General features: G+C 60.9%; 18 protein-coding genes. 4 read left to right on the plus strand and 14 right to left on the minus strand.

Going from position 1 to position 15,266, the window contains the following annotated elements; all coding sequences use genetic code 11:
* Positions 1 to 14 precede the first annotated feature (14 nt).
* Positions 15 to 491 carry a hypothetical protein gene (locus tag ACFQZZ_RS14820; protein WP_378679782.1) on the minus strand — a complete coding sequence of 159 codons (477 nt, stop codon included), beginning with the start codon at positions 489 to 491 and terminating at the stop codon, positions 15 to 17.
* Between the two features lie 791 nt (positions 492 to 1,282).
* Here ACFQZZ_RS14820 and ACFQZZ_RS14825 point away from each other — a divergent pair.
* Positions 1,283 to 1,474 carry a hypothetical protein gene (locus ACFQZZ_RS14825; protein ID WP_378679785.1) on the plus strand — a complete coding sequence of 64 codons (192 nt, stop codon included), beginning with the start codon at positions 1,283 to 1,285 and terminating at the stop codon, positions 1,472 to 1,474.
* 73 nt (positions 1,475 to 1,547) lie between these two features.
* Here ACFQZZ_RS14825 and ACFQZZ_RS14830 read toward each other — a convergent pair whose 3' ends face one another.
* The 5 genes from ACFQZZ_RS14830 to ACFQZZ_RS14850 form a co-directional block, all read right to left on the minus strand.
* Positions 1,548 to 1,955 (minus strand): hypothetical protein, encoded by a 408-nt coding sequence (locus ACFQZZ_RS14830; RefSeq protein ID WP_378679787.1) that lies wholly within the window; start codon positions 1,953 to 1,955, stop codon positions 1,548 to 1,550.
* A gap of 53 nt (positions 1,956 to 2,008) precedes the next feature.
* Positions 2,009 to 2,131 (minus strand): hypothetical protein, encoded by a 123-nt coding sequence (locus ACFQZZ_RS14835; RefSeq protein WP_378680600.1) that lies wholly within the window; start codon positions 2,129 to 2,131, stop codon positions 2,009 to 2,011.
* A 212-nt stretch (positions 2,132 to 2,343) separates the two neighbouring features.
* Positions 2,344 to 2,967: a hypothetical protein gene (locus ACFQZZ_RS14840; protein ID WP_378679790.1), complete on the minus strand. Its 624-nt coding sequence runs from the start codon at positions 2,965 to 2,967 to the stop codon at positions 2,344 to 2,346.
* Between the two features lie 8 nt (positions 2,968 to 2,975).
* On the minus strand, positions 2,976 to 3,221 hold the full coding sequence (locus ACFQZZ_RS14845; protein WP_378679792.1) for a hypothetical protein: 246 nt from the start codon (positions 3,219 to 3,221) through the stop codon (positions 2,976 to 2,978).
* 457 nt (positions 3,222 to 3,678) lie between these two features.
* Complete coding sequence (locus ACFQZZ_RS14850; RefSeq protein ID WP_378680555.1) at positions 3,679 to 4,794, minus strand: pentapeptide repeat-containing protein; 1,116 nt, start codon at positions 4,792 to 4,794, stop codon at positions 3,679 to 3,681.
* 807 nt (positions 4,795 to 5,601) lie between these two features.
* Here ACFQZZ_RS14850 and ACFQZZ_RS14855 point away from each other — a divergent pair.
* Together ACFQZZ_RS14855 and ACFQZZ_RS14860 are read left to right on the plus strand one after the other, a co-directional pair.
* Positions 5,602 to 6,042, plus strand: coding sequence for an ASCH domain-containing protein (locus ACFQZZ_RS14855; RefSeq protein ID WP_378679795.1), 441 nt, complete (start codon positions 5,602 to 5,604; stop codon positions 6,040 to 6,042).
* The gene (locus tag ACFQZZ_RS14860) at positions 6,042 to 6,626 is read left to right on the plus strand and encodes a recombinase family protein (protein WP_378679798.1); all 585 of its coding nucleotides are present in this window, start codon (positions 6,042 to 6,044) and stop codon (positions 6,624 to 6,626) included. Before ACFQZZ_RS14855 ends, ACFQZZ_RS14860 begins: the two co-directional genes overlap by 1 nt.
* 281 nt (positions 6,627 to 6,907) lie before the next feature.
* Here the strand turns inward: ACFQZZ_RS14860 and ACFQZZ_RS14865 are convergent, their stop codons facing one another.
* Entirely contained in the window at positions 6,908 to 7,792 is an 885-nt protein-coding gene (locus ACFQZZ_RS14865) for a hypothetical protein (RefSeq protein ID WP_378679800.1), read from the minus strand.
* Positions 7,776 to 9,230 (minus strand): AAA family ATPase, encoded by a 1,455-nt coding sequence (locus ACFQZZ_RS14870; RefSeq protein WP_378679803.1) that lies wholly within the window; start codon positions 9,228 to 9,230, stop codon positions 7,776 to 7,778. Before ACFQZZ_RS14870 ends, ACFQZZ_RS14865 begins: the two co-directional genes overlap by 17 nt.
* A gap of 1,008 nt (positions 9,231 to 10,238) precedes the next feature.
* On the opposite strand from ACFQZZ_RS14870, the gene ACFQZZ_RS14875 reads away from it, so the two are divergent.
* Positions 10,239 to 11,330, plus strand: coding sequence for a three-Cys-motif partner protein TcmP (locus ACFQZZ_RS14875; protein ID WP_378679806.1), 1,092 nt, complete (start codon positions 10,239 to 10,241; stop codon positions 11,328 to 11,330).
* 1 nt (position 11,331) lies between these two features.
* Here the strand turns inward: ACFQZZ_RS14875 and ACFQZZ_RS14880 are convergent, their stop codons facing one another.
* The 6 genes from ACFQZZ_RS14880 to ACFQZZ_RS14905 all read right to left on the minus strand — a co-directional run bounded on the left by ACFQZZ_RS14880 (position 11,332) and on the right by ACFQZZ_RS14905 (position 15,266).
* Complete coding sequence (locus ACFQZZ_RS14880) at positions 11,332 to 12,093, minus strand: DUF5131 family protein (RefSeq protein ID WP_378679809.1); 762 nt, start codon at positions 12,091 to 12,093, stop codon at positions 11,332 to 11,334.
* 84 nt (positions 12,094 to 12,177) lie between these two features.
* Positions 12,178 to 13,107, minus strand: coding sequence for a DUF2637 domain-containing protein (locus ACFQZZ_RS14885; RefSeq protein WP_378679812.1), 930 nt, complete (start codon positions 13,105 to 13,107; stop codon positions 12,178 to 12,180).
* A gap of 43 nt (positions 13,108 to 13,150) precedes the next feature.
* Positions 13,151 to 13,501, minus strand: a complete 351-nt coding sequence (locus ACFQZZ_RS14890; protein ID WP_378679815.1) for a hypothetical protein — start codon at positions 13,499 to 13,501, stop codon at positions 13,151 to 13,153.
* A gap of 27 nt (positions 13,502 to 13,528) precedes the next feature.
* Positions 13,529 to 14,563 (minus strand): toprim domain-containing protein, encoded by a 1,035-nt coding sequence (locus ACFQZZ_RS14895; protein ID WP_378679818.1) that lies wholly within the window; start codon positions 14,561 to 14,563, stop codon positions 13,529 to 13,531.
* Positions 14,563 to 14,919, minus strand: coding sequence for a hypothetical protein (locus tag ACFQZZ_RS14900; protein WP_378679821.1), 357 nt, complete (start codon positions 14,917 to 14,919; stop codon positions 14,563 to 14,565). Before ACFQZZ_RS14900 ends, ACFQZZ_RS14895 begins: the two co-directional genes overlap by 1 nt.
* Positions 14,916 to 15,266, minus strand: coding sequence for a hypothetical protein (locus ACFQZZ_RS14905; protein ID WP_378679824.1), 351 nt, complete (start codon positions 15,264 to 15,266; stop codon positions 14,916 to 14,918). Before ACFQZZ_RS14905 ends, ACFQZZ_RS14900 begins: the two co-directional genes overlap by 4 nt.

A 15,266-nucleotide genomic window follows, 5' to 3' on the forward strand; every position in this document is an offset into this window, starting at 1 on the left:
GCGTCCGCACCACCTCAACCACCGTCTCCAGGATCAGCGTGGCGAAGTTCGTACAGCGCGTCGATTGGCGGCTTGCTTCCGGGGTCGCCTTGGTCGCGAACACTCATTGGAAGCTGTTCAGCCTTCCGTCGTGCGTCCTCGAACTTCCGAACAACCTTGTGCCATCGCTCGTAGGCGGCCTGCCTCGACGATCTACATGCAGCGCCCACTTGCTCCCATGTTGCTCCCGCTGTACGCGCCGCAATTACTGCACCGCCCAGATCCATGTTCGCTGCGCGCCTGATACGAAGTTTGGTCAGCTCGAGATGCAATTCACGACGAGACCGGTCGGCATTTTTTGCAATTTCCTGCGATGCCGAATCAGCATCATTTGTAAACTGACCAAACAGTTTCTTTGCCAGTTCATCGCATTTGTCGACCATGGCCAAACCAAGTTCCTCCGCCGCCAGGGCAACTTCCTGGTCATTGGGCATCCGCACGAGCTCGTCCACATCCCTGGACCGCCGATTCTCCACACGTCAAGGATTGCCTGGCACAGCAAACTCTGTCAAGGAGATCTTTACTTGAACTCTACGTATACCACCAGCGTGTCGCCCTGATGTGACGCACTGGCCGCCAGATCCAGCGATCATCAAGCGAGGCAAAATGTGTCATTCCTCACATTTTCGAGCAAGAAATGATCTTGGTTATACACCCGACAGAACCTGACCTCAAGGCTTCAACCTGCGCATAGGAAGTGCATGGGTAATTCTGTAGCAAATGTTGCGCGATCGGCGCGGCGCGATCGGCCCTGTGATCGATATGAGACGCCCGGCTAGAGTTTGGATTAAGCGTTGCAGCGGCCTCGGAGGGGCCACTTCTACAAAAGATCCGCAAGCGATGCGCGCTCCGCCCCCGTGCCAGCGAGGGCGGAACGCGGGTCCCGACAGCCGCCACAACGTGTCCGAAAACCGCCAATACATGGAGCTGTCATTGACTACCTTATCGGTTGCTACCAGTTCATTCAATCGAACATGGGCGTTGAATCGAGCACTTGCGAGCTCAGTCGCACGTGAATGCACGCCCCGAAGCCTCCGTACTGTCACTGGTCCGGAGGACCCACATGGCGAGTGAGCACAGGGATCCTGTCCGACCATCCAATGAACCATCGGCCAGTCAGGATGCGACACAGGCGAATCCGGAGGTTGGGACCCGTACGCAACTTGCGGGACCACTCGATGAAACCTCCATCCACTCACCCTGGACGCCCCAGGCCGCGCGCCTGGCTCTGGGACTTGTCGCGATGAGCTTTGGATTCGCCGCACTGATGATGATCGTTCAAGGGGTCGATCCACGGCTGGCCATCGCTCTGACGATCGTGCTCGTCTCGGGCATCCTCATGTGCATCGTGCCCAACAAGATGGTCAGCAGCTTCCACGGCCGACTGCGTAATGGGCTCGCCGGGTTCTTCCACTCCGGCGGCGGCGAACGCTGACAGAACGGCGGGCATCGAGGCAACTCGATGCCCGCTCTGCCCCAGCACCACTGGATCATGGTGGGCGCGAAACCTACAGCGCGGCTAGCACTCCCACGGTGAGGATGCCGAGGCCGAGAACGATGGTCAGCGCGCCGAGGAGCCCCAGTGGCCCGGTGCGGGCCTTGTCGGCGAACTCGTCGTTCACGCCCGTGAGCCAGTTGATGGTGTCCTTGGCGGCGATGCACACCCCGGACACGACCAGCAGCCAAGCAGCGACGGTTTCCCAGCCGTCCGACAGCTCCGACATGCGCACCGCCCACACCAGACCGAGCAGGATCACACCCTGCATAACCGCGCCGACATGCACCACCGTGAGATACCTGGGCGTGGGCGGGTGTCCCTCGCGCATGCGTAGCGCGGTCATCGGAAAGCCCAGCAGTGTCCCGTATCCGAGCGTCAGCACCCCACCGACGATGAGGACCTTCTCCGCTGCGGTCATGGCAACCCCTTTCCGGATGCCTTCACGATAGGTGCGCGGGCTCCGAAATGGGCTCAGACCTGCGAATCGTGCGATACAGCGGCGGTTCGCGCGACCAGGGACAACTCCTCGCGACTGATCTCCGGGAACTCCCGCAGACGCGCCAACTCCTCGTCCGCGAACACCTGCGTCGCCACGAACCCCAACCTCCAGCACGCCGACAAACCTCACCGGCAGACAAGCCTGCCACCAAAGACTCAGGCCCGCAGCCCAAACCGACACCTCACCCACTACCAGGACCAACACCGAACTTCATCGGATTTTCGGCGATTACTACCGGAACCCCGGAAACTGCCGGAGGTCCTGAGCGCGCTGGCTGAGCACACGGGGCGCGCCCGGCGGTGGGTGCTCAGCGTTGGATCAACAGGGCGGTCGGGTTGAGTACGGCCCACTCCCTATTCGACCAGGTGTCGGATCCGTCGATGGCGTCCCAGCCGCGCAAGGCACCGTATTGGCCGATGTCGGCTATCGTCAGCTCCTTGTCCAGTAGCGCGGCGTAGCGAGCCGTGTCCTCGGCCGTAGGGTTCGCTATATTGCGCACGGCCCGTAGTTCACGGTCGACTTGCATCCGGGTGCGGTGACGTTCGGACTCGAGTGCGCGGAGAGTGATTTTCTTGGCATCGAGGCGTAGCGCCATCCGCACCACCCGGGCCTGCCGGGTGGCGAGGTCCTGTGTGCGGGCGGGATCGGTGTAGTGAAGTGCGACATGCTCCAGCGGCGAGGCATACGTCCCGGATCCGGTGGTACCGCCGCCAGGTCGCACCGGGCCGGCGAGGAAGGCGTCGACGTAGCGATCCTCCTCGAACCCACGAAACAGCTCTTGCCCGCCCGCCGCGACCGCCGCGTCGACCTCGTGCGGTGTGGCGATGGTGACAGAGCCGTCGAATCCTTGCAGTCGTTGGATCTTTTCGAACGTCGGGGAGGTCCCCAAGGACCTGGTTCCCCCTGCCCGCCGCAGTGCGCTGTAGTCCACCTCGTCGATCAGATCGCGACCGCGTACGTAGGTGGAAGACGTTGCGGTGGTGGCGATCCCGCCGGAAAGGTCGGAGAATACGGCCGCCGGAGCCGGTACATTGCCGCATCGCCCTCCACGGTCCTGGCAACGGCCTCGGTGACGCCGCGGGCGGCTTGCGTGGGCCCCGCTGCGACCGCGGCGCTGTAGTCCTTGGCTGCCGTGCCGAGCACATCGCGCACAGACCGCCACACTGCGTCCAGATCGCCGCCCATTACTGTCACTGTGCCGCAACACGCACTTGCCGCGCAACGTGCGCAAGCAGCTGCTTCGCACACTGAACCGCATCGGTGCCACCGACACCCCCCACGCTGCACGCAAAACCGTGGGAGCACAGTTGTCGGAGGACGAGGACGGTGGCCAATCCGGCGTCGCCCTTCGACGCGTTTCGGCTCCCAGAAGAAAACGGAGAGTAAGTGGAGACCTGGCCGTTCCAGGCCAGGTCTCCAGCACCCATCTACCCTGCTCAACAGGGGTTTTGTGGGGCGGGTGGGGCTCGAACCCACGACCAATGGATTATGAGATCAATCACTGTCAGCGGTGTGCGTGCCTGCGAAGAACCTGCATGTCAGAGAGCATTTCGCCATAATCTATTGGTGTACGAATCCGGCTCCTCGACGCCGTCACGCATCATCGCCGCACATATCGTGAGCCCACACTAGATGTTCTGTCTCAGGACCTTGGTTCCATGGAGGTGGTCTCCAGCGCCAGTTGCTCCGGAGCGAATCCCGCTGGCCACTTGGTCGATTCATCGGTGCGCGCGCCGGTCAAGTCCGCGTCGATCAGGTTTGCGCGAGTCAGGTTCGCGCCGCGTATGTCGGCGCGGACTAGCTTCGCGCCGGTCAAATCCGCACCGGTCAGGTTCGCGTTCACCAGCTTGGAGAGGCTCAGATCCGCACCGATTAACAGCGCACTGAGCAGGTCTGCGTCACTCAGATCCGCAGCGGTCAAATCCGCGTCGCGCAGGTCTGCGTAGGTCACGATCGCACCATACAGATGCGCATCCCGTAGGTTCGCGCTACGCAGGTCCGCGTTGCCCAGGTGCGCGTGAAGCAGGAGGGCACGGGGCAAGTGCGCGCGGTTCAGATTTGCATAGCTAAGGTTCGCGCGCCGCAGATCCGCTCCGGTCAGGTCCGCGTCCGTCAGCTCTGCTTTGGACAGGACCGCTTCCTTCATCTGCGCGGCAGTCATGTCTGTGCTGCGCAGGTCCGCGCGCATCAGTGCCGCATTGCCGAGTTCTGCGGCGAACAAGTTCGCGCCGCGCAGGTTCGACTTGTACAGGTCAATTCCGGAGAGGTTGATCTCGCTAAGGTGGCAGTTCGGCAGCGAAACTTGTTTCAGCTCAGTGACGTTGGAAGCCCAGGACTTCGGATCATCTTGCTTACGTTGTCGGCGCTCAGCGATGATCGCAACGATGGTTTGGCGTATTTCGCGTTCAGGTAGGTCCGGCTCGACCGAATCGCTGGGCTGGGGAAACGGGACTCGCAGATACCATTGCAAGAGGCTGATGCAAACCTGACGCTCCTCGATCTCGCCGAACGCAAACCAGTTATCAGCAAGCGTGGTCAACGCATGGATACCCGCTTGCCGGACTGCTGCGGAAGTGTGCCCTATCTGCGCCGCGATAGCCGTATAGCGGTCACGTAGATCGGACTCCTGCTCACGGCGTGTGTCTTCTCTGTAACGCTCACGCTCCCTGTCCATATCGGCCTGGTGGTGAGCTTCAGCCAGGTTTCGACCCCGTTGCCCGGTTACGTAGGCCAGGACTCCGGCGGCGAGCACTCCCATGCTGGCCAAGACAGTCGCTATAGGCTGGGTGAGCTGAGCAGAATGTTCTAGCAATACGGCGCCGCCGAACCCCACCAGTCCGCCAACAACGGTGCCTGCACCGAACCACGGGAACCGGCTAGGTCCAGGAGGTCGACCAGGTCTATGAAGACTGGCGAAGCGTCCCGCCTTACCTGAATCATCAGCCGATATCCCCTTGTTCGCCACGGAGATACGGTACAGGGCGCGCTCGGCTCACACGTAGCGCAATGAGCATGCCTGTCCTACAACAGTTTTCGAGTCACTGCCGCGTAGTCGAGCACGACGCCGTGGAGATCTATGGGGTGATCGATGATGCGAACGTCAAGCGGAGAGCGTTCGCATCAACTGGGGCGAATCAGGTGGCGAGTCTTGGCAATACGCTGAGCCGCCAATGGATTATGAGATCAAACACTCCGGGCGATGTCCTGACCTGGCAAAACCCTGGCGGTCGGTAGCGGCTCACTGAATACGACTGCCGGATCTTCGTCAACGCGAACAGCGCGCCTCCGGCCGGAGACAGCCGTGCCATCAACACATGCCGACGAAGCGATTCGAACAGTTCCTCGGCGAGAGCTTGAGATTCACTCACCGTCCCATCATCCGTGCCATCCCCGACACCGAACATTCCTGTCTTGAAACCTTGGTTTCGAGACACAGGCAGGCTGCGGTCTTGTCTCCGACGGACTCCCAGCTCGCAAAGTCTCGAAACCTTGTCTCGAAATTACGTCGCAAAATTACGCTACGAGGTAAAATTATGGGACACTGACGGGAGAGAAGGTAATGCCCATGACGGCGGAACTGGCCGGGATCGAGACGATGACGGCACCATCGGATGAGTGCCGAGCGTTGAGCGTGCGCCGTCCGTGGGCGAATCTCATCGTCGCCGGGCACAAATCCATCGAGAACCGTTCGTGGACATCAAGTCATCGCGGACGGATGCTGATCCACGCTGGGCGCGCGTGGGTTCCAGCCGGAGCCGCACTTGCTGCTGTGCAAGGGATCGACGGGTTCGGAGATCCGGGCCTGTGCGCAGGCGGCTACGTCGGCGTGGTCCGCCTGGTCGACGTGCATCCCGCCGCGGGCTGCTGCGGCCCGTGGGGTTTTCAGGATGACGGCACTTACCACTGGGTGCTCACCAATCCGCAGGCCCTGCCCACACCGATACCCGGCTCCGGACGGCTCGGTCTGTACCGGGCACCGGCGCATGTGCTGGCAGAGGTGCGGTGATGGAGTTCGGCTACGCGCGAGTATCGACCAACCACCAAGACCTCGAACGCCAGCTCGTCGCGCTGCGTGAGTACGGCATCCCCGAGGAGCGGATCTACACCGACCGTAAAACCGGTGCCACCATGGACCGCCCCGGATGGGGTCGCCTGCGGGAGATGCTGCGTGAGGGCGATCGGATCGTGGCGACCAACCTCGACCGGTACGGTCGCAACCTGCGCGAGTGCCTCAACATCGTCCACGAACTGCGCGAGCAGGGCGTAGGGATCAAGACTCTCAAGGACCCGATCCCGATCGACACCGGCGATGCCTCGCCCATGGCCGAAATCGCTGTCGCCCTGCTGGCGTTGTTCGCGCACATGGAGCGGGTGTTCATGCTTGAGCGAGCCGCTCACGCCCGTGAGGTCGCCGCGGTGCGTGGTGTGCGGGCAGGGCGGCCGCGCAAGCTCACCGCCGACCAGCTCGCCGCCGCCCGCGCCGCGATCGCCGCCGAGCAGAAACCCGACGCTGTCGCGGCCGCGTTTGGTGTCAGCCGCTCCACCCTCTACCGCTACCTCAGTGACTCCGAGATGGAGAAGCAACCATGAACGACCGGCGCACAGGCGATCCCCGAATCGACGCACTTGCCGGGCTTGTCATAGATGTCCGCGTCGCCATTGACCTTCACATCCATCGGATACTTCGCCGCGCGGTTCCCTGAACGGCGGTCACTGCGGTCCGTCGCGACATCCAAGTGCGGCTCGACGAACTCGCGACAGCGACAAAACCCTTCAAGAACCAACCCAGATGCGGTGGTGCATATCGGCAAGGTCGATACCGGATTCAGCAACACTACTGGCTGACCTGCCTTGATTAGCCGAGCGCTCCCCTATGACCGAAGCCTACGCAAAAGCTCAGTAAACAGCGGCTCAGACTCAATATCTGCGCATTCAATACACCCCATAAGTGCTCCTTCGACAACCTCCGGATCAGACCACTTCCTTCCAGGATCGAGGACAACGATCATCACTTCGGCGATATCATGACCTCGAACGAACCTTCGGTCATTCGGGGAGATAAGGGAATTCAATTCATCAACCCTAGCCAGCAGCTTCTCACGCAATGACAAGTTTGCGTTGCCGGGAAATATTTGCTCAAACAACCGATTAGCCAAACCTGCATGATTCATCGAGCTTCTTTTGATGAACTTATCGGGAACACTCTCGCCGGTCCCCGACCAATGTAGCGCTGCGCGTGCTACAAATAGACTGCTCAGTATCGGATACGCTTTACTCATCAATTCCGAGCCGGTAGGCGCGTCAACGGACAGAACGATAAGAAGGAACTTCGAAATGACACGCTCTGAAAACGCGTACCCCTCAATACTTGCGTAGTCAGTTACCAGCAGGACGTCCGACTCTTGGAAGTCGCGCGCCAAGTGCGCCCGGTCAGCGTCTGCTATGCACGTGAGACCCGCCCTCTCCTGATCGGACCATGCAGACGCATGCATGGCAAGCGTCAGCACCCTTCCCCGCTGGCCCGACTCAAAGCCTGCATCGATCACATCACTGTCAGGGAGATTGATTCGGTCGCACACGGCATATACGTTGACATTCTTCGAACTGATGTCTGGATAGTTCGACAAGAAGTTCTGAACGAAGCGCAGATCACCACGCCCTTCAGTAACGACATCTCGCACCTGGGGATATAACAGATAGATCGTCCGCAATTCATCTGGCGTGCGATGAATACTGGAGTCAGGAACCTGATTCAACTGAATTAACCAATCTCACGAGCGCCGGGGCATTGGCATTCACCATCTCGATGCTGTGTGTCGCGACAATGAATTGAATACTTGTATCCTCGGTTATCTCCAACAAGCTTTTCAGTATCTGACGCTGCCACAGAACGCCCAAGCTCAATTCTGGCTCGTCAATCAAAAAAAGACGGCTATCCCACCTGGAGAGCACCGCGCTACAAAGTAGTAGCAACATCTGCTTTTCACCCGACGACAAGCTGGTCGCACGCAGATTGCGATACGGCTCCACATCGGCCAGAACCCGAAATCCCGACCCGAGACCGAACGTGAGATACTTGTCAGTAAGATAAGAGTTCGCGTGAGTCACAAATCGCCGAATCAAGCTTTCAGCCTCATTCAATGCGGCGAGACGCGCTTGCACGCTATCCAAGTATGGAAAAACAATGCTATATGCAGCTTGGCGATTTAAACCCGGAACCCGATCGATTAGGCGTTGAATTTCGCCCGCTTCAAAACCGGAGATCAGACCATACTCTGAAAATCTCGGAACTTCTTTACCGAGCTTCGTGAGCAACTGAGACATTCTCTCACCTTGTGCGGTGAAGTCCGGCTCATGCTTCTCGTACTCTCCAAGCCGCCGCAATACGTCCATATAAATTGTTGCTTCTTCGTTCAAACCCGAGCGTTGCGCCTTCGCTGTGAGCGAAAGCATTCGATCATTCAGGCGGGCAAGTGCATCATCGAGTTCTATCGCAATTTGCTCTCCGGGGGACGGCATATTTTCAATACTCTGACGACGCCGCCGCATGCGCGCAGTGGGCCGATTATCCGAGTGCAGACCACGATCGTCACCAAGAAGCACAGGTGACTTTCGATTCAGATTCTTCAGAAATTTCATCGCTGCGCGAACAGGCGACTCTGGACGATCTCCAGCGAACCCACCGTCGCGATCAAAGCCAAATTTGACGAGGTTGTGAACTACCGAAGATCCATAGCCTTCTGTGTGACCCACATCCATCTCGGCGTCTACTCTGAATTCAGCAATGACCGGCTCGGACATTCCTGGCCCAAAAACCGTCAGATCGTAATCGCCAACTAGTCCATCACGTTTCTCGACAGATACATGGCTACCATCAGAAAAGTCAACTATAAACCTTCTAAATGGCGTCTTCGCTAATTCAGACTTATGGCCGCGGTCCTCGGCGGTGCTTAGTGTGTGCCAGAGCATATTGAGCACAGTGGTCTTACCCGAGCCGTTATCTCCATGCAGCAGGACTAGCCGACTGATATCGCCATCAACTTTCGGAACAGTTAGATCATAAGTATACCGACCGAACAGTTTCACAACAGATAGATGTTGTATGGTCGGTCGTGAGTCTGGGGCACCATCGACGAGGGCGAGATCATCCTCGACCTCCTCGCCGAGCGAGCTGCCCGTCTTGTCTTCGGCCATCGTTAGATCCTTTCATACTTGCTATGCAGAGATGCTCAAATTCAGAGGGCATCACGTGATTGTGGATCACCGCTCATCGACGCGTACATATCAACAGGGTTGAGATGCAGGCATCAGCACGACACGCCCACTGTTTGCTCGCAGATCAAATTCGTCGTGGGTCGACCAGAAGTTCGTGCCCATGTCCTGGCCATAGTCCTGGACAGGCCATTCCGAGACGGCGACGATCTCTCACGTAAATGAGCCGTGAAGTGCGTCCGGAGGACACCCCCGCTTGTCATGCTTGCAGTCGAAGAACCATGTTTCGTTATATCGATGACCGTCTATCAACCGCCCGGCAGACTCCTCTGTTGTGGTCCCTACCGCCCCTGGCACCGACCGCCGCTCGCGTTCCACCGCGGTCCCCTATGCGCTCCTCGCGGCCTGAAACCTCCGCCCGCGCACCTGACTTGCTTCCCCGCACTGAGCGCGTCCTGACGCGCTCACACGCCACCGAAGGTGGTGCTGCTCTAGACGTGACTTCCCCACCTGACGCAACCCCGCTCCCAACCCCCTTTTGTGGTCTCCCTTCTACTTGTGGTTTCTTTTTCTCTTCCTCTCTTGTCTTTGTTCTTTGTGTTTTGTGTTGTCTCCTGTCTGCCCCGGTCCCTACTCTCTATGAACAGCGAAGCCATAGAGAGTAGGGACCGGGGCAGACAGGAGACGGCGCGAAACACCGCTGTTCAGAGGGTTTTTCGGACGAGCCGTCCGGGGAATGTCCGGGACTCAGTAAGTCCCGGACATTCCCCGGACATGGCCCGGATAGATCCCGGATCTTTCCCGGACAAGCATCCCTCGCGACACAGTCGTGGACCGGCCAACACTGGATGGGCGGGACGGGCGCTCAGATCGCGCGTGGGATCCAAACCACCCAGCTTCGTGGGTCGTGCCCAGTAAACTATTGGGGCAGCAGGGGTTTGACAGGACGGCTGCCTCGCACCATGGCGAGGTGGTTGAAGGGGAGGCTCGATGAGTACGAATCCGGTTCCATGGCCGATTGAGCCCCACACGATCACCAAACACGCTCTCTACCGGCAGTACTTCAGCAAGTGGTTTCCGATCATGGCCAAAGGTTGGGGTGGCAACGTCACTTATGCCGAAGGATTCTCTGGTCCCGGTGTCTACACCAACGGCGAACCAGGCTCACCAGTGATAGCGCTTGAAACACTCATCGCCGACGAGCAAAATCGGACGCGCTACAACAAGATGCGCTTGCTGTTCGTTGACCATGACGAACGCTGTGTCACCCTCCTGCCGAAACAACTGGAACTCGCGTCACAGCCGGTCCAGCTCACAAACCTGGCCAGGTACGGCATCGACCTCGACATCCGCAAAGGTTCATGCGTTCCAACGCTCGAACAGTTGCTGACCGAGTACAACGCGTGGGGTCGGCCGATGCTGGTCGTGCTCGACACATGGGGCGGCGGAGTGCCACTTGACCTTGTCCGCCGGATCGCTACGAACCCGCACAGCGAAGTGCTGATCACGATCCAACCGCAGTACTTCGCACGGTTCGCCGAGGTCAACTCGATAGAACATGGCGATGAGGTGTTCGGCGGCACCACATGGCGCAAAGTGAGCGAGCTATCGTCCAGCCAGAAGGCTCGGTGGGTGATCGAACACTATCGGGATGTCATCCGCGAAACCGGCTTCGGCTACGTCTTGGACTTCGAACTCATCGACAACCGCGGACAAGCCCTGTACTTAGTGTTCGGAACCGACCATCAGCGAGGGCTACAGAAGATGAAGGAGGCGATGTGGGAAGTGGATGATGTCGCCGGTATCGGATACCGCGATCCTCGCGACCCCGACCAGCAGACGCTGGAGTTCGTCTTCGAACCGAACACTGAGCCACTCAAGCGGCTGCTCTTGGACGAGCTTCGGAAGAAGGGCGCCGAGGGCGCCTCTGTGATGCAGCTGCGCAGGTTTGCGCTGTACCGCACGGTTTTCAAGGAAAGCCAGGTCGTCCCGGCTCTGAACGCGCTGATCGAGCGGGGCGCTATCGAAACGATCGGGCCCGAACGGCTGGGTTTCACCAGCAACGTCCGGGCCCTGCAATGAGTTAGACCGGAATCGGCAACCGATCCGGGGGGTGTGGCATCTCATCCCACAACCGGCCATCCAGCTCTCGCCCCAGGGTCTTGGGTGTCCGGCCGCCCCATTGTTTGAAGAAGAACGGCACGTTAGAGCCCTGACAGGTATCTCGAATATCGCGAACCCATTCCGGGTCCATCGGCCGGTGACCGACACCAGATTCTCCGCCAGCGATGACCCATCCGATCCGGTCGAGCTTCAGCCCGTCCAGTGGACCGAGCAACGGCTCACACGATAGAAACCGCACCGCGGCAGGCACTTCCCGCAAATGGTCGACGCGGTCGAGGTACTCGGTACTTTCCACCGACACCCCCATCCACACGTTGGCCGGCCACTCCAGCGAACCGGCGAGCCTCTTCAACCGCAGTGAACGCTTCGTCAACACCTGATAGGTGTGCTGGGGCGTCTCGCGCATAACGTCGAACACATCACGGACGAAACCAACCGGGACCTTGGCATGAAACAGGTCCGACATCGAGTTGACGAACACCACCCGCGGCGCCCGCCATTTCCGCGGCACATCCAACGCCTGCGGGTGAATCGTCACCCCGAACCCTGGACCAGAGGTGCGAGGGTCACCATCACGCTGATACTTCTCCGCCCCCATGGATTTCAAGCGTTTCGCCAGGACCATCGCGTAGCAATGGTCGCAGCCAGCCGATACTCGGTCGCAGCCCGTGACCGGGTTCCACGTCGCCTCAGTCCATTCGATGGCTGACTTGTCCGACATGACACCTCCTCCCGAATCTTGTTGACACTACGTCGACACCGTTCGTATTCGTAGCCCCACACGTTTCGTCGTGTGACTCCTTCCTCAACACCGCTCCCCCGTCCCAATCGAATTGGCATGTTCTTGAGCTGCCGCCAGCGTTCGAGTCACCGACGACTTGCTGACCTCAAACCGATCGGCGATCTGCGCGTGCGACCAGCCTTCCTCATGTCGCAACCGCAAGATCGCAGCAACGGTGTCGGGATCGCGGCGCCCCGCCGGGTCAGTGCTGCACACCTGCTCGGCGACCGCGGTCCACTGGTCGATGGTGTGCACCGAGTCGGTGCGTAGCTGGTGCGCAGCGGCGTTGATCTGGATCGGCGGACCGCCTTCCAGCTCCGCCTGGCTGCGGTGGGCGGTGAGTTCGCTGGTGGTCGACAGGGTCTCGGTGTGGACCTCGCGCACCGAGACGGTGCGTACCGGTTCGGGCGCGTGCACCGGTTGCGGTTCGGTGCGCACCACCGGTTCGGGTGCGGTGCGGTCGGTGCGTGCCAGGACCAGTAGGGCGACGGTGGCCTGTCCGATCGCGCCGTCGACGATCAGCGGGAACAGCCATGCCAGTTCTTCGCTCATCCCGACCTGGATGGACAACTCTTTCAGCGCGTCGAATGAAAGCCGGAACGCGATCCCTGCGATCGCCGCTGTAAGTGCGACAACAGCCCAGTAGGCGATCCGTGCCTTGCGTTGAGCTCGCACGAGCAAGCCGACGCCGTGGGTTGCTGCGAGCAACGCGATCGGCGGGAAGCTGGCCACGAATGCCGCTACCAGCTTCTTGTCCTCCGGTGCGTTCATCCAGGCGTGCACGATGTTCCCGCCGATCGACATCGCTGCGACCAACAACAATTCGCCCCAGAAGAACCGGATCGCCGATACCTCTTCGGGTGTCCGCGCACCGGTCGGTGCATCGTCTGGTGCGCTGCGGTGCGCAGCGTCATTGCTGTGCACCGGCTGCGCACCGATCACGTTCTCGACCATGATTTGGGTGTTCCTTTCGGAGTGCGATCGGTGGAGGGACGACTCAGCGGCTGCGGTGGCGGTCGCTGCGGCGCAGCGGCTCTTCCGGGTCGCAGCTCCAGGTCTGGTAGTCGCGCAGGTCGGCGCCCTCCGCGGTGAGCCAGTCCAGGAGCTCGTAGCCGTTTCGGAATTCGGTGTCGCGTTCTAGGTACTCGCGATGCTCGGCGAGGTACTGGTAGTAGGCGGCCTCGCTGGTGTCCTCGCGGTGAGCGAGGTCGGGCAAGGGCACGTCGTCGGGCCAGTCGGGGTAGGCCATGTCAGGGTTGTTCGCCGCGGCGGTGGCGTTGAACACCTCACGCTTGAGTTGCTGGGCGCGGTCGCGGATTGCGCGAGGGTCGGGGGTCGGGGTGTTCACGGGGTGTGTCCCTTCGTTGTGGTCTGTTCAGCGGCTTCGGGTTCGGCTCACTGACGGTCGAAACCGCTGTTGCTGTTGCTGTTGCTGTGGTTGTGGTCGATCGAGGTAGTGGACCGGTGCGAGGTCTTCGAGCTGGTATCCGGCGTCGAAGTGGTCGGACAGGTCCTTGCCGTTGCGGGCCTGCAAGACTCGGACCTCACCGACCCGCCCTGCGAGGGTTTCGGCGACCTTCGCCGCATGCCGGTAGCCGGGCCGGTCGCGGTCGGCGACCACGATCACCCGGGCCGCTCCGGCCAGCCAACGCGCATGTTCGGATGTCCAGGACCCGGCGCCCATCGCGTTGCAGGTCGCGATCAACCCGGCCTGGTTCGCGCGTTGCACGTCCTTCTCGCCCTCGCACACCAGGATTTCCCGGCCGGTGTCGAGGGCTTCCCGGATGTCGGCGAGCTTCCACGGGATCGGCGCGAAACCCGTACGCTCCCACCGGTTCCCGGTCCAATGGGCCTGCCAGAACGATTTGGCGTGCCCGTGTTCGTGCGGGGTGTGCACGCGGTGCACCGCGCCCTCGATCCGCCCGTTGGGCCACCGGTAGATGTAGGAATCCACGGTTTCCGGGCGGCCGATCGCCACGCCGAGGTCGGGTTTGTTCAGGATCGGGAACCGTGCGGCCAGGATCGCTTTCTCGACCGGCGACACGATCTGCGGCTCCTGCTGGGGGCGGGCGGGCCGCCCGCCGGCCCCGAAGGACCGGCGAGCAGAACCATTGGTGATGCGGGCGCGTTCAGGTAGCCGGTCGAACATGTCGCGGACCCGTAACCCGACCCGCGCCAATACCTCCTCGTCATCGCAACCGTTGGCGGCGAAGCACCGCACGATCGTTTTGGCCTGCTTCGAGTCGTATCGCACCCCCAGCGACGGGTTGTGGTGGCGCCCGTCGCCCTCGTGCACCGGGCACAGATACCGCACCCATCCCGACGGCGAACCCTTGCCCGGACCCATCGCACGATCCAACGCCGAGGTGACGATCTCCCACGAACGGCCTTGCGGTGGTTGAGGCTCCATCACCGCTCACGCTCCCGCTCGATCGCGGGTCGGCACGGGTGAGCACCCGACAGCAAACCCGCCTGAATGACGCTGCGCCGCGCCACACTGTCGAGTCCGCCGCTCTGGTAGGAGTCGGTCAACGCCCGGCGCATCACCTCCGGCTCGCTGGCCCACCGTGCGTGTGCTTCTTTGAGGAAGTTCCAGTGCTCACTGTGTGGGCCGTAGTGCCAGCCCTGGTCGATCGCGGCGCCGTCGGTGTAGAGGCGGTGAATGTCGGCCTCCGTCGCCTCGGGCCGAAACACCATGTCCTTCAAGCGGTCTAGTTCGGTGTATGCCTCGCGCATCGCTTCTTCGTGCTCGATGTGCATCGTCATCGCCCCCGCTCGATCCCTGGTCGCGGCCGGTCGTGATCGGTCAGCGTGCGAGCTTGCTGCTGGCTGCGACGCTCCACCTCGCTGACCCCGTATCCGTCGTTGTGGTCGATGTTGTCCATGAACCGGCGCATCGTGTCCGGCGCCCGCCGCCAGTCCTCGTGGGCGTCGTCGAGGTAGTTCCAGTGCTCGGCGTGTGGACCGGCCTCCCACCGGTCTGCCAAGATCTGCTGTTGCAGGTCGATGAGCTGGATCTCAGCGTCGCTGGTCGAAGGCTGGTACATCTGCCGGCCCAGCTCGACATACGTGGTGTAGTCGGTGCGCATGGCTTCTTCGTGCTCTTTCTCCAT

The sequence above is a fragment of the Nocardia sp. GCM10030253 genome, from assembly GCF_042675075.1.
Classification (GTDB): domain Bacteria; phylum Actinomycetota; class Actinomycetes; order Mycobacteriales; family Mycobacteriaceae; genus Nocardia.